16 protein-coding genes are annotated in these 19,948 nt (G+C 71.9%); 1 reads left to right on the forward strand and 15 read right to left on the reverse strand.

What is annotated here, in order from left to right:
* Positions 1 to 789: 789 nt before the first annotated feature.
* The 9 genes from ABIA35_RS06270 to ABIA35_RS06310 all read right to left on the reverse strand — a co-directional run bounded on the left by ABIA35_RS06270 (position 790) and on the right by ABIA35_RS06310 (position 13,003).
* Positions 790 to 1,686: a TauD/TfdA dioxygenase family protein gene (locus ABIA35_RS06270; protein ID WP_370357223.1), complete on the reverse strand. Its 897-nt coding sequence runs from the start codon at positions 1,684 to 1,686 to the stop codon at positions 790 to 792.
* An 83-nt stretch (positions 1,687 to 1,769) separates the two neighbouring features.
* The gene (locus tag ABIA35_RS06275) at positions 1,770 to 4,151 is read right to left on the reverse strand and encodes a penicillin acylase family protein (protein ID WP_370357224.1); all 2,382 of its coding nucleotides are present in this window, start codon (positions 4,149 to 4,151) and stop codon (positions 1,770 to 1,772) included.
* A gap of 19 nt (positions 4,152 to 4,170) precedes the next feature.
* Positions 4,171 to 4,689 carry a hypothetical protein gene (locus tag ABIA35_RS06280; RefSeq protein WP_370357226.1) on the reverse strand — a complete coding sequence of 173 codons (519 nt, stop codon included), beginning with the start codon at positions 4,687 to 4,689 and terminating at the stop codon, positions 4,171 to 4,173.
* A complete protein-coding gene (locus ABIA35_RS06285; RefSeq protein ID WP_370357227.1) occupies positions 4,686 to 5,471 on the reverse strand; it encodes a thioesterase II family protein in 786 nt (261 codons plus the stop codon). The genes ABIA35_RS06280 and ABIA35_RS06285 overlap by 4 nt, the downstream gene beginning before the upstream one ends.
* A 68-nt stretch (positions 5,472 to 5,539) precedes the next feature.
* A complete protein-coding gene (locus ABIA35_RS06290) occupies positions 5,540 to 6,457 on the reverse strand; it encodes a GNAT family N-acetyltransferase (protein ID WP_370357228.1) in 918 nt (305 codons plus the stop codon).
* Positions 6,454 to 8,652, reverse strand: coding sequence for a hypothetical protein (locus ABIA35_RS06295; RefSeq protein ID WP_370357229.1), 2,199 nt, complete (start codon positions 8,650 to 8,652; stop codon positions 6,454 to 6,456). The genes ABIA35_RS06290 and ABIA35_RS06295 overlap by 4 nt, the downstream gene beginning before the upstream one ends.
* Positions 8,653 to 8,676: 24 nt before the next feature.
* Positions 8,677 to 10,431 carry a carbamoyltransferase gene (locus tag ABIA35_RS06300; RefSeq protein WP_370357230.1) on the reverse strand — a complete coding sequence of 585 codons (1,755 nt, stop codon included), beginning with the start codon at positions 10,429 to 10,431 and terminating at the stop codon, positions 8,677 to 8,679.
* Positions 10,428 to 12,017 (reverse strand): AMP-binding protein, encoded by a 1,590-nt coding sequence (locus ABIA35_RS06305; protein WP_370357231.1) that lies wholly within the window; start codon positions 12,015 to 12,017, stop codon positions 10,428 to 10,430. Before ABIA35_RS06305 ends, ABIA35_RS06300 begins: the two co-directional genes overlap by 4 nt.
* Positions 12,014 to 13,003, reverse strand: coding sequence for an aspartyl/asparaginyl beta-hydroxylase domain-containing protein (locus tag ABIA35_RS06310; protein WP_370357232.1), 990 nt, complete (start codon positions 13,001 to 13,003; stop codon positions 12,014 to 12,016). The genes ABIA35_RS06305 and ABIA35_RS06310 overlap by 4 nt, the downstream gene beginning before the upstream one ends.
* A gap of 58 nt (positions 13,004 to 13,061) precedes the next feature.
* Here ABIA35_RS06310 and ABIA35_RS06315 point away from each other — a divergent pair, with 58 nt between their 5' ends.
* Positions 13,062 to 13,670 (forward strand): sulfotransferase family 2 domain-containing protein, encoded by a 609-nt coding sequence (locus ABIA35_RS06315; protein WP_370357233.1) that lies wholly within the window; start codon positions 13,062 to 13,064, stop codon positions 13,668 to 13,670.
* Between the two features lie 4 nt (positions 13,671 to 13,674).
* On the opposite strand, the gene ABIA35_RS06320 is transcribed toward ABIA35_RS06315, so the two are convergent.
* From ABIA35_RS06320 to ABIA35_RS06345, 6 genes are read right to left on the reverse strand one after another with little or no spacing between them, the layout of a single operon-like run.
* Positions 13,675 to 14,286, reverse strand: coding sequence for an ankyrin repeat domain-containing protein (locus tag ABIA35_RS06320; protein ID WP_370357234.1), 612 nt, complete (start codon positions 14,284 to 14,286; stop codon positions 13,675 to 13,677).
* Between the two features lie 34 nt (positions 14,287 to 14,320).
* Positions 14,321 to 15,256 (reverse strand): aspartyl/asparaginyl beta-hydroxylase domain-containing protein, encoded by a 936-nt coding sequence (locus tag ABIA35_RS06325; protein ID WP_370357235.1) that lies wholly within the window; start codon positions 15,254 to 15,256, stop codon positions 14,321 to 14,323.
* A 31-nt stretch (positions 15,257 to 15,287) separates the two neighbouring features.
* On the reverse strand, positions 15,288 to 16,565 hold the full coding sequence (locus ABIA35_RS06330; RefSeq protein WP_370357237.1) for a coproporphyrinogen-III oxidase family protein: 1,278 nt from the start codon (positions 16,563 to 16,565) through the stop codon (positions 15,288 to 15,290).
* The gene (locus ABIA35_RS06335; protein WP_370357238.1) at positions 16,562 to 18,193 is read right to left on the reverse strand and encodes a carbamoyltransferase C-terminal domain-containing protein; all 1,632 of its coding nucleotides are present in this window, start codon (positions 18,191 to 18,193) and stop codon (positions 16,562 to 16,564) included. Before ABIA35_RS06335 ends, ABIA35_RS06330 begins: the two co-directional genes overlap by 4 nt.
* On the reverse strand, positions 18,183 to 19,376 hold the full coding sequence (locus ABIA35_RS06340; protein ID WP_370357239.1) for a glycosyltransferase family 9 protein: 1,194 nt from the start codon (positions 19,374 to 19,376) through the stop codon (positions 18,183 to 18,185). Before ABIA35_RS06340 ends, ABIA35_RS06335 begins: the two co-directional genes overlap by 11 nt.
* Complete coding sequence (locus ABIA35_RS06345) at positions 19,360 to 19,938, reverse strand: MbtH family protein (protein ID WP_370357240.1); 579 nt, start codon at positions 19,936 to 19,938, stop codon at positions 19,360 to 19,362. The genes ABIA35_RS06340 and ABIA35_RS06345 overlap by 17 nt, the downstream gene beginning before the upstream one ends.
* Positions 19,939 to 19,948: the final 10 nt, after the last annotated feature.

Here is a 19,948-nt window from a genome sequence, read left to right on the forward strand (position 1 = left end):
AAGAGCGCCTCCGGCGGCGCCTGCGCGGCGAGCGGCCTCGCTCCGGGGAGTGGGGGGCCGCGCTGCTGGGCGGCGGTCGTTGCTTGTGGTCGCCTTTGTCCCGGATTCCCCGCCGCTTCAGCGCCCAGAGGGAACCATCCCGGCCTGGGCGGTGTCAAGCCGGATCACACGCTGCTGTGGCCCAGTATCAGCGGCTTGACACCGCCCAGTCCGGGATGGTTGTGCAAGCACCGCCGAAGCGACGGGGAATCCGGGACAACCCCGGCCTGTGGTGTGGACTCGGTCCACTCGGTGAGGCACAGCGGCGGCGAGGCGGCGTGTGCGCGAGGCGCGGGAACTCTTCCCACAGGTGGGTTTGTCCCGGATTCCCCGTCGCTTCGGCGGGCGAAGCCAAGCAGGCCGGGCCGGTGGTGTCAAGTCGCTGATACTGGACCACCGGCGGCGATCCGACTTGATACCACCGGACCGGTCTGCTTCCGTTAGGCGACGATGCGACGGGGAATCCGGGACAGAGGCGACCACAAGCAGCGTCCGCCGCCCAGCAGCGCGGCCCCCCACTCCCCGGAGCGAGGCCGCTCGCCGCGCAGGCGCCGCCGGAGGCGCTCTTGACCTTGCTTGTCGCTCTTGACCTTGACTGTGGCAGTAGACAGCACCACCTACCCACACCACCACCGCCCTGCGCTACGACCGCCACTGGCGACCCGCGCCACCAACGGATCCCGCCAACCCCGCGCGAAGCCGTCAGAAAACGCCGTTGACTGTCAACCCACGAACAAACCGCACCCGCCCTTACGCCGGCCCCGCCATGAAGTGCGACACCCCCACCGACAGATGCGTCGGCACGTCTCCGATCGGCTTCCACGGCGAGGGCCGGTACGCCGCGGGCCGGTCGCCGTCGATCATCGCCCGGTGCGCGACGCGGCGCTCGTCGCCGTAGTCGTTGACTGCGTGGTGCATCGTGGCGCGGTTGTCCCAGAAGCAGAGGTCGCCCGGGGTCCAGCGCCAGCGGACTGTGAAGCGGGGCTGTTCGCTGTGCTCGAACAGGAAGCGCAGGAGTGCGTGGCTCTCGGGCCTGTTCATCTCGATGATGTACGACGTGTTCGTCCTGTTCACGTACAGGCACGGTCGGCCCGTGACCGGATGCACGCGCACCACCGGGTGCACCGCTCCGCGCTTCGGTGTCAGCGTCGCCGCGCCGACGTGGCGGGCCGACAGGCCCTGCAGCAGCTCGCGCATGGGCTCCGACAGGGCCTCGTAGGCGGCGTACTGGCTCGACCACATGGTGTCGCCTCCGCTGGCCGGGCCTTCCACGTACTGGAACACGCTGCCGATCGTCGGCTGCTGGCGGAAGGAGACGTCGGCGTGCCAGGCGTCGGCGCGGCTGTTCTCGATGACGCGGACGATCTGGGTGCAGTCCTCGGCGATCGGTTGCGGGACCAGGGTGGTGCCCTCCGCGATCTTCGCGGGGTCCCAGGGGTGGTCCACGACCTCGCCGAAGCGCTGGGCGAAGTCGCGCTGCGCCGGTGGGTCGACGGGCTGGTCGGGGAGGAACACGACCAGGTGCCGGTACCAGACCTCGAGCAGCCGCTCGAACTGGACGTCGGTGATCTTCCGGTAGTCCAGGCCGGTGACCTTGGCGCCGAGGGCACCGGTGAGCGGCTCGACGACGAAGTCGGCTGCGGACATGGTGGTTCAACCTCCGAGTGCGCGGAATCGTGGAGAAATCAGTGTTCGAACAAGTCGGCTCCGAGGACGCCCGCCGCCGGCGCTCACAGGTGCAGCACCTCGATCGACCGTTCGTCGTGCTCGACCTGGGCCGCTGTGAAAGCGAGCCGGACCATGCCGCCGCCGCTGTACAGCCGGCTCTGGTCGGCCGCGTGCGGCGAATCGGGGTTGGCCGACTGCGAGTAGGCCAGGATCGCGTCGGCCGTCGGGCCGTGGGAGCCGTGGCCGCCCTGGGCGCCGAACTCCACGGCCACCAGGAACGTCACCCCGCTGGCGACCCCGGGATACCCGTGCGCCGCGGGGTCGAGCGAGGTGTCGACGACGTTGAACACGCCCGGATCGTCGCTGCCGGGAATCGGAATGTGCTGGCCGCCGACCACCGCGTACTCGACCGACCCCCAATCCGCGTCCAGCGCGATCCCCGCCTGCCCGAGCCGCTGCACGGCGTCGGCCAGACTGCGCAGCAGTGCCGGGTTGTCGGTGTTGAGATGCGCGGGGGTCGTCAAAGGCTGCTTCGGCGAGTACCGGTCGGAGAAGAATCCTCCAGCACTGATAGCCCCGGCGAGCATCTCGTGGAACAGAACCGCTCCCCGATCCGTCAGCCCGTCGCGGCCGTCCCATGCGGCCAGCGTGCTGCACGCGGGCCCGAGGTCGACGACGGCCCCGGCACTGTCGGCCGCAGACGGATGAAGGCGACAGTCGGCCACCAGATCGGACAGCACGAGTTCGGCCGTATAGTTCCGGTCTCCCTGCATGACCTGCTCCAGATCGGTCAGGTCGAAGCCGGTACCGGGCAGCCCGTCAGTGCCGGACAACCGCTGTCCGATCATCTCCAGTCCCAGCCGTCCGCGCAGACTCGGCGGCGCGGTACTGTCCGCGGTGATCTGCGGGAAGCCGGTCAGCGGTTGGGCGGGATTGGCCAGCCACGGACCGTCATTGCTGTTCGCCACATAGTCGGTCCGGGTCAGCGCCGGAAGCTCGGCGGCCCCGAAGACGCCGTCGGCCACCGAGTCCGGATCCCGCCCGGGCAGGCACGAGGAGGTCGAGCCGTCCAGCACCGGCAGCGCCACCACCTGGGAGACGCCCACCGCCGTCTGGCACTGCTGCACCTGCCGGTCGGTCAGGTGCGGGATCACCGAGACGTCGTCGAACAGCGCGTGCCCGCCCTCGTCCACGGCCACGGTGTTGACCCACGGCAGCCCGTCCCACCGCCGCTCGGCCGAGAACACCGCACCGGTCGAGCCGGAGGTGTCGATGCCCAGCAGGGTGTCCAGCAGCCGCAGGTTCGCCGCGTTCGGATCGTCCAGGGTGAAGGCGCTGGTGCCGGTCCAGGGCAGACTGGCGGTGGTGAGCATCGGCCCGATCGGCGAGGACCACAGGGTTCTGCTACTGCTGCCGATCCGGCCGTCCGGCTCCCGGACCGCGACCGTGACCTCGCGCCCCACGAGCCGGTGCACGCCGGTGTCGTCGCGGTACGCCGTGGGATCGCCGGGAACCAAAGAGAGTTGATACACGGCCGCCGCCTGCGCCGCGGAGACGGTGAACGACCACGCCGCGTGCGCGTTGAAGCCGATCATCACCCCCGGCGCGCCGGCCAGGGTCGCGCCCTCGACGTCGAGCTGCCCGGGGATGGTCAGGTGGACCTCCCAGAACCGCTCCGGCCCGGACCAGGGGAAGTGCGGATTGCCCAGCAGCAGCGCGCCGCCGCCGCGGGCCGCCTGCGAGCCGAGGCCCCAGGCGTTGCTTCCGACATGGCTGTCGGAGGCCGAGGGCAGAGTCGTTGGCGGGGGCGCAGTCGTGGGCGCGGCCACGGGCTGCTTCGGCGCGGCGGCCACAACCCCCGGCAAGTAGGCCCCTGATGTGTTCAACACAGAGAGCTGATACAACCGCCGCCACACATCCAGCGCGCTGATCGGGCGCACCCAGGCCGCACCGCGGCACGTCGCGTCGGGAAGCCCGCCGGCTCCGCCGACGTGTGCCAGGTAGGCGTCGTACCCGGCCGCGTATCCGCTCACCATGCTGCGGCTGTGCGCCGAGGGTCCGGAGTCCGCCGCCAGCAGATGCTCGACGACGCCGGAGCCGTTGATGTCCGCGTAGAAGAAGTCGCTGTCCAGGTTGGTGGTCTTCAGACCGTTGGCGACGTCCGTCGCCGCGCCGTCGGGTCCGAAGTAGCGGGACCGCTCACCGCTCAGCGTCACGATGTCCTGAGCCAGCACGCACAGGTCGTCCTCGGCGAAGGCGTAGCCCTGGCCGTATCCCGCGCCGTACCAGTCCGGGGCCGTGATGTGGGCGATCCCGTAGTCGGTGCGGATGATCCGCACCGCGCGCGGCAGGCTGTCGGCGGCCAGGCCGGAGGCGGCCAGGACCAGCACGACAGCGGCTGCCGCATGGCGCCGGAGCCACCGGCGCACGCTCAGCAGCGGCATCAGAAGAGGTCGTCTCGCCTCACAGCGAGGGCAGGTTCATCGCCGCCCGCAAGTGGTCGACGGCGGCGACCTGCCCGTCGTAGGGCCCGTTCAGCGCGCCGGTGACCTTGTCCGGGGGCACCGGGCCGGTCAGGGTGCCCATCAGGCCGGTGGCCGCCTTCAGCCAGGCGCCGTCGGCGTCCTGCAGCGCGCTCACCTTGCTCTGCAGCGCGGCCGGCCAGGGCATGGCGCCGATCTGCTGGTCGAAGGTCTGGGTGGCGGAGACCATCGGCTGCAGGGCCGCCTGCACGTCGCTCGCCGCCGCCGGCGCCTTGAGCGCCTTCATCTTGTCGGCGCCGGTCTGGATGGCGGTCAGCACCGTCTTCTCAGAGTCCAGATACTGCTTTATCAGTGCCTTGGAAACCGGCGTCGAGGCGCTCGCGGAGGACGATCCGGCCGAGGCGTGCGAGGAGGAGGAAGAAGAGGAGCAGCCGGCGGCCAGAAGGACCGCCGCTGCCACCGCGGAAACCGCCGCGATCCGGGTGTTCGTCAAGGTCATCGCCCCAGCCCTTCGATGATCCGGCAGATGGCCGCAACCACCAAGTCCGGCTGGACGTCCAGGTAGAAGTGCGAACCGGGGAACACCCTAACATCGAACTCTGATGCGGCAAGGCGGTGCCAATGCACGAGGGCGTCCCTGGGTGCGGTGTGGTCCGAAGCGCCCGCGAACACCGTCAGCGGAGCCGTTATCGAGCCTTCGGGGGTGTACGTCTCGGTCATTCTCATGTCGGCGCGCAACGTCGGCAGGAACGCGTCCAGGATGTCCGGCGCCTCGGCGAGTTCGGCCGGCAGGCCGCCGAAGCGCGCGAGCTCGGTGACGAACTGCGCGGCGGGCAGGCCGGCGATGGCCGTCCGGGGTACGCGGTCGTGGTCCGGCAGACATGCCGAGATCACCACGTGCGCCGCCGGCCGTCCGGCGTCCTGGAGCCGGCGGGCCAACGCGTACGCCAGCAACCCGCCCATGCTGTGCCCGAACAGCACGATCGGCCGCTGCGCGGGCAGCGCCAGCACGTCGGGCAGCACCGAGGCGGCGGCCTGGTCCAGGTCGGTCGTCAGCGGCTCGCCGAACCGGTCCTCCCGCCCCGGCAGCTGCACCGCGTGCAGCGCCACGGCCTCCGGCAGCAGCGCGCGCCACGCCGCGAAGGCCGCGGCTCCGCCCCCGGCGTGCGGCGCGCACACCAGGCTCACCGCGGGTTCGGCCGATGCAGCACGCCCCACGGGCTCCGCGGTGCGCAGCCAGGTTCCCTGGCCGCGCCACCGGACCCGGGGTCTTGTCGCCACGTTCTGAGACACTCCTCCTCCTTGCCTTCGCTCCGCGCCCGTCTTCCCCTCCGGTCCACCGATCCGGCTCAGGCCGGACCGGTGATCTCCAACCGGTGCCCTTCGGGGAGCACGCAGCAGAACTCTGTGTCGCCCCACTCCTCGCGGACCGGCGGCCCCTCGGTGGTCCCGCCGGCCGCCACCACCCGGTCGTACAGCTCAGCCACCGGTACCGCGCTGTCGAGCAGTACCGTCACCGGCGTGATCGGTTTGCGCGGGGTGGCGCGCAGCCGCAGGCTCGGGCCGTTGGACCAGGGCCACAGCTTCGCCGAGGCGTACCTGGCCGGCGCCCCGGGCGGCCCGACCCGGAAGCCGGCGGTGACGCCCAGCGCGGAGTCCAGGAAGGCCAGGGTGGCTTCGACATCGCGCACCGGCAGCAGGATGTGGACGGCGTGGAACGCGGTCCACACCCCGGGCCCGGTCCGGCCGAGCACGACCTTCTCCCGCATCCCGGTCTCGGCTTGTGCGTCGGGCACTGCGAACCGGCCGCGCTCGGTCAGGCCGGCACGCTCGGCGACCCGGATGGAGCCGGTGTTCGAGGCGTTGGCCCAGGCTTCGAGCATCGGGACGCCCTCGGCGAGGAGCACGTGCTCCACGACGGCGGTCACCGCCTCGCTCATGATCCCCTGGCGCCAGTGCGACTTGCGAAGCATCCAGCCCAGCCACGGCACCTGCCCGCCGCCGACCAGCTCGACCAGCCCCAGCGCGGTGTCCTCCTCGAGCCGGCGCACCGTCCAGATCCGAGTGCCGGTCGGAGCCAGCCGCTCGGCCAGCCGCTCCCGGGTCTGCTCCGGGCCGTCCGAGGCCGGCTCGTCGAGCCAGGGTCCGGTGACGTCCGGATCGCCGTAGGCGGCGTGCAGGTCTGCGGCGTCGGCCTCCGGGTCCAGCGGTGTGAGCCGGAGGTGTTCGGTGAACAGTTCCACCGTCTTGCGTTCTTCGTCGTTCACAGGGCGCTCTCGATCGTGACGCTGAACAGCTCCCCGAAGATCGGCAGCACGTAGGGCTGCTCGCCCCGGGCCAGCGCGGCGGTGTCCTCGGCGATCCGGGTCTCCCAGCCGACCGCGGGACCGGGCCAGCCGATTTCCACCAGGTTGGCGCCGGGGCGCAGGGCCGAGGCCGGAACCGCGATCTCAGTGGCCTTCCACCCCCGGACCGCCTCGAACCGTCCGGACTCGACGCCGTTGACCAGGACGACGGCCGCCTGCGGGCCGCCCTCGCGCCGCCGGTGGGTCAGCCGCAGCAGGCTGTCCGCCGGGGTGTCCAGGGCGAAGGTGATCCGGGTGGCGGCGGTGTTCGCCTGCAGATAGCAGCGCGGCTCGGTGAAGTTCGGCACGGCGCCGACGCCGAGCAGGGTGGTGGCGATGTCGAGCAGTTCCCGGCGCCCGCCGGCCGAGCCGGTCGCGCCGGTCGCGCCGGTCGCGCCAGTCAATGCGACGTGCTCGGGACCGAGGACCTGTGCCATGGCCTCACGCAGCGTCCACAGCCGCGACTTGTCCGGGCGGTATTCGCCCAGCCGCTCGAAGCTGCCGGCCGCGTTGGGCTCGCTGATCACCTGGGCGAAGTCAGCGCCGCTCCACAGCGGGCCGCCGGGGCGGTCCAGCAGGCGACCCAGGGCGATCATCAGATCCTTGACCTCCGGGCAGACCTCCAGAGCGCGGCGCAGGTAGGCGGCCACGGACTCGGCCGGCTGGCCCGAGAAGGAGTTGTAGGTGCCGGCCAGGACCAGGCTGACCGCCTCGGGCCAGGCGCCGACTTCTGGGCCGGGTATGCCGGCGGCGGGCACGGCCGCCTGCGCCGGGGCCGAACCGGCAGCGGTGGCGGCAGCATCGGCACCGGCCTTGGCCCCGGCACCGGCGCCCGCAGCGGCCGCACCGACAGCATCGGCCGCGGTGATCGCGCCGCCACCGGTGATCACCTCGGCGGTCTTGGCCATCGCGATGGTGATGCCGCTCAGGCTCATGTGGCAGTAGTCCAGGAAGTGCCGCGGGTCGGGCAGGCCCTCGGGTCCCAGTTCCTTGGTGAGGTCGACCAAGGTGATCTCGTTGCTGCGGCAGAAGTCGCGGATGAAGTCCTGCACCGCTCGCGAGATCCGGGGCAGGTGCTTGACCGGCAGGCTGTGCACACTGTCCCGCGCCCGTTCGTAGGCCTCGCGCGCCGCGGTGGGCTCGCCGGCCGCCTCCAGGGCCCGGCCGAGCAGGAATCCGGGCACCGGACTGGTGCCCTGGTCCAACTCGGCCATCTGCTCGGCCAGCGCACGCACCCGCGGCCAGTCGGCCGCCGCCAGGGCCGCGACCGCCTCGGCGCGCGCCTCGTACCAGCGCATCAGCGCCGCATCCGGCAGCATCGGCACGTCGATCTCGGCCACCCCGGCGCCGAGCGCGGACCAGCCGCTCAGGTTGAACTCCGGAAGCACGAAGACCGGCTGCACCCCCGCCTCGTCGCGCAGCCGTACCAACTCCCGGAGCAGTTCGGCGGCCTGAGGCAGGACGAAGTCCTTCAGCAGCGCGTCGCGCAGTCCGGCATAGCCGTGCCGGCGCAGCACCTCGGCGATGTCGGCCGGATAGTCGGTGCGCGGCACGTCGTCGGAGGTCGTGGTCCAGTTGTTGCCGGCGAACACCACCAGCACGTCCGGATCCAGGTGCCGGCTGTTGCGCACCATCAGGCGCAGCGCGGGCAGCCGGATGCTGACCTGGGCCAGGTCCACGCACTGATAGCTGCCGGCGCCGACCCTGGCGTCCAGATAGTGCCGCAGCGCGGCGGTCGGTGTGAACACCGGATCCAGCAGATAGCCGCGGGCGACGGACTCGCCGAGCACGATCACCCGGCGCGCGTCGCCCTTGCCGGGGACGTCGCCCTCGGCCGACCACACGCTGCTCTCCCACAGCGGCGTCTTGCTCCGCCGCCGCAGGCCCGGGCCCGCCGGGGTGTCGACGATCTCCCAGACCCCGATGAAGCGGGGCCGGCGACCGGCGGCCGGGCCGGAGGGCATGGACGGCCTGGACGGCATGGAGGGTCCGGGCGTGCGGTTGGCCGCGGCGGCGCCGAAGCGCTGCAGGGCCAGGACCGTCTCCGTGCCGCGCTGGTCGGCGAGCAGGCGGGCCAGGGTGTCCGCGGCCTGTCGCGCCGGGAACTGGTCTTCCACGAGGGCGTCTCCTTCGGAGGCGGACTAGACGAAGAACGTGTAGGCGTCCGCGGACACCGCGGGAGCGTGATATCTCGCCGCCTGGTCCGCGTATCCGTACCAGGCCGGCGGCACATCCTCCCGGTGGACCACGAGCGGTCCGGCCACCAGGGTGTGCAGCCGGGCCCGCAGGAAGCACGACAGCGCGTCGAGCTCGTCGCCGACGATCGGCTCGCCCTTGACGTTGAAGGAGGTGTTCAGCAGCACCGGGACCCCGGTCAGCTCGCCGAACCTGACGAGCAGCGCGTGGAACAGGGCGTCGTCCTCGGCCGTCACGGTCTGCACCCGCGCCGAGCCGTCGACGTGGGTGACCGCCGGCAGGTGCGCGTCGGGCAGCACGGCGACGGTCTCCAGCATGAACGGCGAGGGCACGTCCAGGTCGAAGTACCGCTCGGCGTGCTCGGCGGCCACCGCGGGGGCGAAGGGCCGGAACTCCTCGCGCTTCTTCACCAGCATGTTGATCTGGTCGCGCATGGTGCCGTCGCGCGGATCGCCGAGGATCGAGCGGCTGCCCAGGGCCCGCGGGCCGAACTCCATCCGGCCCTGGTGCCAGCCGATCACCTTGCCCTGGGTCAGCAGGGTGGCGGTGGCGGTCAGCAGCTCGGACTCCCGGCCGGTGTAGTCCTCGTAGTGGACCCCGGCCGCGTCCAGCACACCGGCCAGCGCCGACGGGGCGCCCTTCGGACCGAGCCGGGCGTCGGTCAGGCGCCGCGTGCCGCGCCGGCCGGTCAGCCGGTGGTGGACCAGCTGCGCCGCGCCGGCCGCGGATCCGGAGTCGCCGGGCGACGGCGGGATGAACCACTCGGTGAACGGGCCCTTGCGGCGCACCCGGGTGTTCGCGACACAGTTGAGCGCCACGCCGCCGGAGTAGCACAGGTTCGGCGAGGGAGTCAGGGTGTGGAGATACTCGAGCTTGCCGAGCAGCAGGTCCTCGGTCAGCGACTGGATGCTGGCGGCCAGGTCCTCGTGCTCGCCGGCCACCTCGTCGCGGGACCGCCGCGGCGGCATGCCGAGCAGCTCGGCGAGCTGGTCGGTGTACATGCGCCCGGCCGAGCGCAGGTCGAAGTAGCGCTGGTCCAGCCGGAACTGGCCGCCCTCGTCGGAGAGCACCATGGTCTCCAGCAGCTCGCGCATCCGCGGCTTGCCGTAGGAGGCCAGCCCCATCACCTTGTACTCGTCGCTGTTGACCGCGAAGCCCAGGAACGAGGTGACGACGCTGTAGAACAGGCCCAGCGAGTGCGGGAACGCCACCTCCTCCAGCAGGCGCACGCCGTCGTCGTCGCCGACGCCGTAGCTGGTGGTCGCCCACTCCCCCACGGCGTCGGCGGTGAACAGCGCCGCGCTGGGGAATCCGGAGCTGTAGAAGGCGGTCGCCGCGTGCGCCTCGTGGTGGTCGACCACCTCGAAGCGGCCGTCGAAGCCCAGCCGCTCGCGGATCTCGCGCTCGGGGTGGGTCGCGTCCAGCACCGGCGGGTTGGCCGCGGCGCCCAGGCGCGGCAGCTCCATCCACAGCTGGCGGCCCAGCTTCTTGACCGGGTCCTCGTAGTACGCGACGCAGTCGATGTCCGCCGGGGTCAGCCCGGCGTGCTCCAGGCAGGCGCGGTAGGCGTACAGCGGCACGCTCTTGTCGAACCTGCGCCGGGTGAAGCGCTCCTCCTGGACCGCCGCCACCAGCTCGCCGTCCTGCACCAGGGCGCAGGCCGAGTCGTGGTAGAAGGCTGATATCCCGATGATGTTCACGGCGCCTCCGCCCGGGCCGGGATCGGAGCCGGACGGCTGCGACCGGCGAGGTACTGGTCGATCAGGGTCTGCACGCGCGGCGCGTCGAGCAGTTCGTCGAGGTCGGCCTCGAACCCGAGGTCGGCTTCGAGGTCGGAGATGACGCGGATGATCTCCAGGGAGGTCGCGCCGACCTCGAACAGGCTCAGCTGCGGGCTCAGGCCCGGGATGCCGAGCGCGGTGGCCACGGCGGTGAGGATGCGGTGCGGGCCGGGGTCGTCGGGCTGCTGCGCGGGGTCCGGCTGGGGGGCCGAGGCCGAGGCCGAGTCAGAGCCCGAGGGCATCGGCGCGGGCTCGGACTGCACGGACCCCAGCAGCGTTTCGGCCCGGGCCGCCAGGTTGCTGCGGTGCACCACTCCGGACGCGGTGACCGGAAGCGCCGGGACGGTGACCACTAGGGCGGGAAGCGCGTCGGCGTCGATCCCGGCCTCTTCTGCACGCGCACGCAGCGCGGCGAGCAGGTCGTCGCCATCGATCCGGACCCCGGTGACCGTCTCGACGAACACCACGGTCCGGCCGTCGCGGGCGTGGGTCACCCGGGCCATCCGCACCGTCGTCCATTCCTCGACGAGTGCTTCAATCGCCGCGGGGCCGGACAGGCCGTTTGCGGACGGCTCGACCAGCGGCCGGACCTCGACAGCGTCGTCCTGAATCGCGCCGCGCACGGCGAACAGTTCCAGGTCGGAGCCCGCCGCCCGGCGGAGCAGGCCGGCCAGCCGGGCCGGCGGGCGGTCGTCGAGCAGCAGCACCGCGCGCAGCGTCGGAAGCGTCGCCTGGTCGGCCGCTGCGACATCGGCGAGCAGGCTCGCCGGCCGAGCCGCGGACACCAACACGGTGGCCGAACGAGCGGTCAGGGCCGCGAGCAGATCGTCGCCCTCTGATACCGCGCGCCCTGGGGCAACCGCGGTCGCCCCGGCCAGCAGACCCGCGAGCAGACCGGCCAGTACCGGCGCGGCGTGCGGGAGGCCGACCAGCAGGACCCGGTCGTCGGCGGTCAGGTCCAGGCCCGCCGCGATCGCCGCGACCGAGGCCGCGACCTGGGTGGCGGCCGGACGCGCGACCCAGTCCTGGTCGTCGGCCTCGAACGCGAACTCCGGTAGGCCCGCGGGCTCGCGAGTGCCGATCTCCTCAGGCTGCCCGGGCTCGACCTCGTCGAGGTGGATGACCGGTCGGTCCCCGGTCCACGGACCGTCGGGGAACCCGGCCAGCACCACGGCGTCCACGCCGAGCATCTCGATCCGGGCGGCGCGCAGCTCCGGCGCCTTGCGGATGTCGAAGGGGTAGAGCACGGCTCCCAGCTCGGCCGCCGCGACGGCAGCGACCGCGAGATCACCGAGGGCGTAGACCGCTGCGGCCACGACCCCGCCGGTCCGCACCCCTGCGGCCGTCAGTTCGCGGCACAGCCCGGCGGCGCGTGCCGCGAGCTCGCCGTAGTCGAGGTCGAAGCCGGGTTCTGCGATGGCCGGCGACTGAGGGCGTGCTCGCGCGTGGGCTCGGACGGTGGATGCCAACGCGTCGACCGACACACCACTGTGCTGAACGGTCATACTCGCTGCCTCCCCGAAGCCGAGGCCGAAGCCGGCGTGACCTGCAGTGCCCCGTGCCGGAACTCGACGGCCTGCAGGTCGCGGGTGTCCAGGTAGGACTCGATGAACTCCAGGACCGGCTCGGAGAACACGGTGCTGACGCCCTCGGCCTCCCGGCTCACCCGGCTCAGCTGCATCGCGGACATGAACGTCTGCATCTCCTCGGTCCAGGCGGCCTGGTCCTGGCGGCGGACGCGCTCGGCGTCGACCAGGCGCGGGTTGGGGACGTCGATGAGCAGCACCACGCGCGGGCCGTCGCCCTCGTGCCAGACCTCGTGCTCGAAGGAGTCGTCGAACACGAAGCTCTGTCCGTCCTCCCAGCCGCGTTCCTGATCGCCGACGCGCATGCGCGCCTTCGGGTCGGTGCGGATGCAGAAGTGGGTGCGGGCCTTGGAGTTCGTCGGGCCGCAGTGCGGGGCGATCCAGGTGCCCGGCTGGAGCCAGGAGAGCATGACGAAGCCGTTGCCGAACTCGGTGGCCTCCGGGATGGCCGAGAGCAGTTCGGCGGTCACCGGGAACAGCTCGTGCGCCCGCTCGAAGCGCCGGCCCCGGTCCCAGAACATCAGCTGGTGCCACTTGCCGCCGCGCACGCTGGAACCGTCCAGGCCGGCGGTCGACATACCGGCCGCGACCGGGTCGGCGACGCTGTCGATCTCGGCGCGCACCTGCGGCCAGTTCTCGGCCAGCAGGTCCAGGAACCAGAAGTCCGCCGGGTCGAAGAACGGCTCGCTGCCGGTCGCCGGGTGCAGGGTGATCGGCCGGTGCAGCCGCTCCTCCCACAGTCCCTGCGCGACCGCTATATCAGCAATCTGATACGCTTGCTCGCCCCGGCCCCGGCCCAGCAGCTCGCAGATCAGTGCCTCATACTGCTTGCGCAGAAGCTCGACCTGATCGGTGCCGCCCGCCGGGCCGGCCGCCCGGATACCCGCAGGCCCCATGCTTTCCATGTCTGATTCCCCTTTAGACGGATGCGCCCACGAGCGCTGACCGGAAGGAAGCACCGCCGTGACCGCCCTGGCCAAGGACCTCTATCCCTTCGACCGCGGCTACCGGCTGGGCGGCGGTTATCTCAGCCCGGCCGGACACGTCCTGTACGTGAACATCCCCAAGAACGCGAGCACCAGCTTCCAGCGCCTGCTGCTGCCCAACGGCTTCCGGTACACCACGGCCCACCGCACCCGACCGGTCCCGGCGGGCATCACCGTGTTCGCCGTGGTGCGCGAACCGGTGGCCCGCTGGCGCTCGGCGATGCTGGAGTTCCACGGCACGCCGGCCCAGACGCTGCCGTTCGCCGACTTCGTCGAGCAGCAGCTCGACCTGCTGCACCGCGGCGACTACCGGCCGCTGGACGAGCACCTGACGCCGCAGTCGACGTTCCTGCTGCCGACCATGCCGGTGGAGCGCTGGCTGCGCTTCGAGGAACTGGACGCGGACTACGCCGCGCTGTCCGCCGAGTTCGGCCTGCCCGGTCCGGTCCGGCACCACCACCGCGGGCAGAGCGCCGAGGCCGCCCTGATCTCGGCCCGTCTCAGCGACCGCGACCGCGAACTGGTCGCCGAGTACTACACCGCGGACGTCGAGCTCTACGAGCGGATCAAGGCCCTGCCGCGGTGAGTGATCAGCCACCTGCGCCCCCGGATCCGGGGGCGGACAGGGGCGCGGGCGCGGCCAGATCGAAGTCGTCGGGCACCGCGAAGCCCAGCTGATCCCGGCAGAACGCCTCCCACTCCGGCGAGACGAGGTCCGCGCCGAACAGGACGCCCTCGCCGGGCCAGGCCTGCTCGGTCACCGTGAGGTCGTCGTGCAGGTAGACCAGCGCCTCGGCCGAGGAGGCCGGCTGCGGCCAGCCCGCGAACGCGCTCAGCTCGGACAGCGGGTAGGCACGGCAATACGGACCCCACGACCGGTCTCGCAGGGCCGCCGGATCAGCCACGTCCTCGGCCTCGCGCAGCGCGCGGGCGGCGTCGAGGTGGCCGGCCGCCAGGGCGATCAGGTACGGGGTGCGGCCGTCCGGCGTCGCGGCCAGGGGGTCGGCCCCGGCTTCGAGCAGCCTGCGGACCGCTTCGGCGTCGCCGCGGCCGGCGGCCCGGTCCAGGTCCGACCACCCGTCGGCGTCGCGCGTGACCGGCGCTGGCGCCGAGGCCGAGGCCGATCCTGCTGCCGGCGCCGAAGCCGCGGCCGATCCTGCTGCCGAAGCCGCCGTCGCCGCCGAATCCTGCTGTGGTGCCATCGTGCGTCCTTTCGTAACCGCGAGCCGCGCCGCCTCAGGCGCCGGCAGCCGGGTGGGTGTCGAAGACCAGGGCCCCGTCGCGCAGCTCGACGCCGCTCACGTCCCGCTCCCGCAGGTACCGCGAGACCTGCGCCGCCGTCCCGGAGTCCAGCGCCACGCGCAGATCCTCGCCGTCGGCCTCGATCCGGCTCAGGCCGCGCTCGCGCATGAAGCCGCCGACGCGCTCCTCATAAGAGGTGCGGGAGTCGAGCATCCGCTCGCGGGTCGCGTCGTCCAGCTTCGGGTGGGTCACGTCCATCAGAAGGATCACCCGGGGGCCGTCGCCCTCGTGCCAGACCTCGTGCTCGAAGGAGTCGTCGAACACGAAGCTGCGGCCCTCCTCCCAGACCAGCGTCTCCTCCCCGACCCGCAGCCGGGCCCCGCCGGGCACCCGGATGCCCAGGTGCACGCGCAGGCGGGCGTTGGTGCCGCCGCAGTGCGGGATGATGTGCGTGCCCGGATACAGCCAGGACAGGGTCACCACGCCGGCGCCGGCCGCGGCCGCCTCAGGGATGCCGTCGATGATCGAGGCCGTGACCGGGAAGCGCTCGCAGGCGTCCTGGAAGCGGACGCCGGCCTCGTAGAAGGTCACCTGGTCCCAGCGGCCGGCGCCGAGCAGCGGTTCCTCGACCGGGAGGAACCCCGAGCGGGCCGGGTCGGTGACCGCGTCCAGCTCGGCGGTGATCAGGGGCTGGTTCTCCTCCAGGTACGAGCAGAACCAGAAGTCGGAGGCGTCGTAGACCGGGACCGGGTCCAGGGCCGGGACGTACTGGACCGGACGCTGCGACGGGTCCCGCCACAACCCCTGCCGCACGGCCAGCTCGGCGCACTCCCGCGCCTGCTGAACCGCGCCGGTCGCGGTGAGCGCGTCGATCAGCTGGGCGTAGGACCTGCGGACGGCCTCCGGCCAGGCGGTGATCGTCGGGGACACGGACGTACTTCCTTCCATCGCTTCGCGCGGCTCAGCCCCGGGCCAGGGCCAGGCCGTGCGACATGGTGTATGCCAGGTGGGTGATGTAGGCCTTGTGGATCACGGCCCGCTCCATCCGGAAGCCGCGCTCGTCCTCGACGAACCGGCCCCCGCACTCCTGGAGCAGGTCGAGCCAGGCGGCGAAGTGCCGGGTGGTGCGCAGTTCGTCGAACCCGAACCCGGTGAGCCGGCGGAAGCGCGCGAAGTCGACGCCCTCGCGGGTCATCAGCGCGCCGCCGACCAGGGCGGTGAGCCGCTCGGGCTCCTCCAGGCTGAAGCGCTCGGCGTGGGCGAACTGCAGCGGGGCCCGCAGATAGTCCGCGTACTGCGCGCTGGGGTTGAGCAGCATGTGATGGCCCAGCAGCGACTCCGCCCCGGAGCCGAAGCCGATCTTGTCGCCGGCCAGGTCGTACTTGTAGTTGCCGTCGACGTCCTCGTCCTCGGCCCGGCGGACCCAGTACCCGTGGCAGTACTCGTGGTATCCGGCGGCGGTGAGCATTTCCATGGCCAGTTCGTAGGCCTCGATCATGCTGCCCACGTCCCAGGCTTCCATCTGCTCCCGGTCCAGCTGCATCGCCATGACCGTCTTGGGGGTCGCCCGGTAGGGGTAGACCGAGACGTGCGGCGGGTTGCGCTCCAGGATCGTCTCCAGCGTGGCGGCCAGCCCGGCCGTCGAGGTCTCGCCGGGGAAGCTGCTGATCAGGTCCACGTTGAAGTTCTCGATGCCGGCCGCGCGCAGCAGGTCGATCGCGGCCAGCGCCTGATCGCGGTTGTGCGCCCGGCCGGCCCGGCGCAGCTGCGCCGGATCCAGTGACTGCACACCCACGCTGACCCGGTTCACCCCCAGCTCGCGCATGGTGTCCAGCCGCTCTGCGGTGAGGTCGTTCGGCGTCGTCTCCATCGACCACTGCACCAGTCCGGCCAGGTCGAAGGACTCCTCCAGCGCCTCGTGGATGGCGCGCATCTCCTCCGGTTCCAGCCGGGTCGGCGTGCCGCCGCCCCAATACATACAGTGCGGCTGGTACCCGAGCCGGGTGAGCAGCGGCCCGTAGTAGCGGATCTGCTCGCGCACCGCCGCCACATACGGGCTGCGCGCCGTCTGGTCGCCGCGCAGCCGGTTGACCGGGATGTCGGTCACCCAGTCGCAGAAGTGGCACTTGGACGCGCAGAACGGTACGTGGACGTACAGCTCCAGCGGCTGGTCGGTCAGTCCGTCGAGTTCGGCGGCGACCGCCTCGACCAACTGCGCCGGCCCGATCGGCACGGTCACCGTTCCCCCCGGCGGCTGAGCACCAGATTCGGCAGGACCAGGTAGTCCAGCTCGGAATCCAGCAGGGTGCGCACCGCGTCCTCGGGCGTCTCCACGATCGGCTCGCCCTTGACGTTCAGGCTCGTGTTCAGCACCAGCGGCACGCCGGTGCGCTCGTGGAAGGCGCTGATCATCCGGTGGTAGTCCGGGTTGTCCGCGCTGCGCACGGTCTGGATGCGCGCCGATCCGTCGACATGGGTGATGCCGGGGACGACGTCCGGTTTGCTCACCTGCGCGGCCCGCAGCATGTACGGGCTGTCGTCGATGCCGAACCACTCCTTGGAGTGCTCGTCGAGCACCGACGGCGCGAACGGCCGGAAGAACTCCCGGAACTTGATCGTGGCGTTGATCCGGTCCTGGATGTCCGCGCCGCGCGGGTCGGCCACGATGCTGCGGTGCCCCAGCGCGCGCGGGCCCACCTCGCTGGCGCCCTGGTACCAGCCGATGACCGCGCCGCCGGCCACCAGTTCGGCGGCGCGCGCCGCGTGGTCGGCGACCTGCTCGACCACCAGGCGGTCGGACTGCTTGTCGACCGCGCGCTGCACCATCTCCGGCGAGTACTCGCGGACCGAGTACATCTGCTGCGCCGGCTTGTGCTCCTGGCGCGGGTTGCCGAGCACGTGGTGCCAGTACCACAGGGCCGCGCCGATGGCCGTGCCGTCGTCGCCGCACGCCGGGTGCAGGTACAGGCTGTCGAAGTCGGCGGCGTCGAAGGCGATCTGGTTGGCCACGACGTTCAGCGCGGTGCCGCCGGACATGGCGATGTTCCGGTCCAGCCCGTTGCGCACGCAGATCTCGCCCAGTTCCTTGAACACCCGGGTCACCTGGCGCTCCAGGCCGGCCTGGATGTAGTAGGCCAGCGTGGCGTTCAGGCTGCGGCCGCCGACGTCGACGATCTTCGGGTCCTGATGCGCCAGCGTCATCAGTTCCTCGAAGGTGGACATGGCGGCGGGGGCCGGCGCGGGGTCGGCCGGCTCGCCGTACGGGGCCAGCGCCATCACCTTGCCGGCCCCGACGATCCCGGAGCCGAACATGAACTTGGCGACGCTGGTGTAGCCGACGTTGGCGTTGAACCAGACGTCGAAGTCGTGCAGCACCGGGTACAGCTTGTTCTCCTGGCCGATGAACCCGCGGCAGCCGGCCGGGTCGATGGCCAGCGCGACGCCGGAGGAGAACGGCGAGGTGTAGTAGGCGGTCGCGGCGTGGATCAGGTGGTGGTCGGGGTTGACCACGGCGGCCAGCCGGTGCCCGCGGATCTGGGCCTGGTTCTGCGCCTGGTTCAGCCAGAACTCGAACCAGGTGTCCTTCAGGTCCGACCCGTGCAGCGTGACGATGTCCGGCGAGTCCATGTTGTGCAGGTTGCACAGCATCACCAGGTCGACGTCGGCCAGCCCGATGCCGGCCTGGTCGAGCAGCTCGTCGAGGTCCTCCTCGCGCAGGCCCGGGTGCTTCTTTATCCGGGAGAAACGCTCGGTGTTGACGTATCCGGCCACCGCGCCGTCGACGAGCAGGACCGCCGAGCCGTCATGATTGAAGTTGACGGACAGCAGCACTCTGATGCCGGCGTTGTGCTCCTGGTCACTGGGCACGGACTCCTCCTGGCTGCATCGGGCGCAGCCGCAGCTCGGCGGCGGCCTCCTGGAACACCTTGTCTTCGCCGAGGTCGGTCAGGCACCTCGGATAGGGACCGTCAGCCCCCTGATAGGGCACCGTGCACCGGAACTCGCACTCCCGGCCGGCGACCTCGTCCACCTCGTGCACGATCCCCTGGCACGGGTAGTGCAGCGAGACCCCGCGGTGCCGCGGGTACACCCGGGCCCACAGCAGCTGGGTGCCGGTCGGCCCCAGGATCGCCACGGTGGGCGTGCCGACCCCGGCCGCGACGTGCAGCAGGCTGGAGTCGTTGCCGATCAGCAGGTCGGCGCCGGCCAGCAGGTTGGCGGTGCGGTTCAGCGAGGCGTCGGCCTCGATCCGGACGTGCGCCGAGGGGGCCTCGGCGAGCACCCCTTCGCGCAGCCGGGTCAGCTCCTTGATCTCCGACTGCGTGCCGAGCAGGCACAGCTCGGCGTCGAACTCCCGGACCAGACGCGCCCCCAGCACGCCGAAGCGGTCCAGGGGCCAGCGCCGGTTCCAGTGCGGCTGCCCGACCGCGTGGATCGCGATCAGCGGGCCCGCGGTGCGCCGCGCCGGCAGGTCCTCCGGCTCCCGGGGCAGCGGAGGCACGGCTTCGGAGGCCAGCGGCGGCTTGATGCGCAAGGCACCTGACAGCGCACTGGCGTAGTCGTACAGGTCGGGAAAGCCCAGCACCGGCGGCCGGAGCCGGATCGGCGTGGTGAGGTAGGCGTCCCCGGGCCGGCCCTGCGGATAGCCCAGCCGGACCTTGATGCCCGCGGCGTGCGCGTGTTCGGCGCTGAGCCCGTGTGAACCGGGGTCCACCAGGCACAGGTCGAACTCCTTTGCACGCAGCTCGGCCAGGAACGCCTTCCAGTGCTCCGGATCGGTGTCGAACGGGTCCGGGCACATCATCAGATCGGTCGCGTAGCAGTGCGCGTCCAGGAAGTCCGCGTACTGGGCCCGCAGCTTCGGGCCGAGCACGAGGGTCACCGTGGCGTCGGGATGGGCGCGGCGCAGCAGCCAGAGCATCATGTTGCGCTGGACCATGTCGCCCAGCCCCGGTCCGTGCAGTTGGGCGAAGACGCACACTCGGCGCACCGGCCGGCCCGCCGTAGCGGACCGGCCCGCGGCCGGCGCACCGTCAGTGCTCGCCGACACGCTCGAGCCGTCCGGTGCCGGCCAGGGTGGCCAGGTCGATCTTGGCGTGGCAGCGCACCGGCTCGAAGTCCAGGGTGAGCGTGCCGGTCAGCGCGACGGTGCCGGAGGCCGCGGCGAAGTCGGCGCCGGCCAGGTCGACGTCGCCGTCGAGCTGGACGCCGAGCTCGGTGCCGCCCTCGGTCCCGGTGAACCGGACGAACACATAGCCGCGGTCCAGCGCCTCGCGCAGGGCGGACAGGCTGCGCTCGGGCCGCAGGCTCGCCTCGACCGGGTGCTCGCCCTGGCTGAGCCGGTCGACCAGCGTCGGGCCCTCGTCGGCGAACAGGTCGTCCGCGGCGGGCACGTCGTCGGCGTGCTCGGCCATGAACCGGCGCAGGCTCGCCGGCCGCATGTCGGTCCACACCTGCTCGATGTGCTCCAGGCACTCCTGCTCCGGGCCGGACGTGCCCTCGGCCCGCCAGCCCGCGGGCAGCTCCCGGTCGGCCGGCCAGATCGAGTACTGCTCCTCGTCGTTGAGCACGACGTGGTAAACCTGCCGCAGATCCTCGGCGGTCTCGCTCATATCAGGCTCC

The sequence above is a fragment of the Catenulispora sp. MAP12-49 genome (genome assembly GCF_041262705.1).
Lineage (GTDB): Bacteria > Actinomycetota > Actinomycetes > Streptomycetales > Catenulisporaceae > Catenulispora.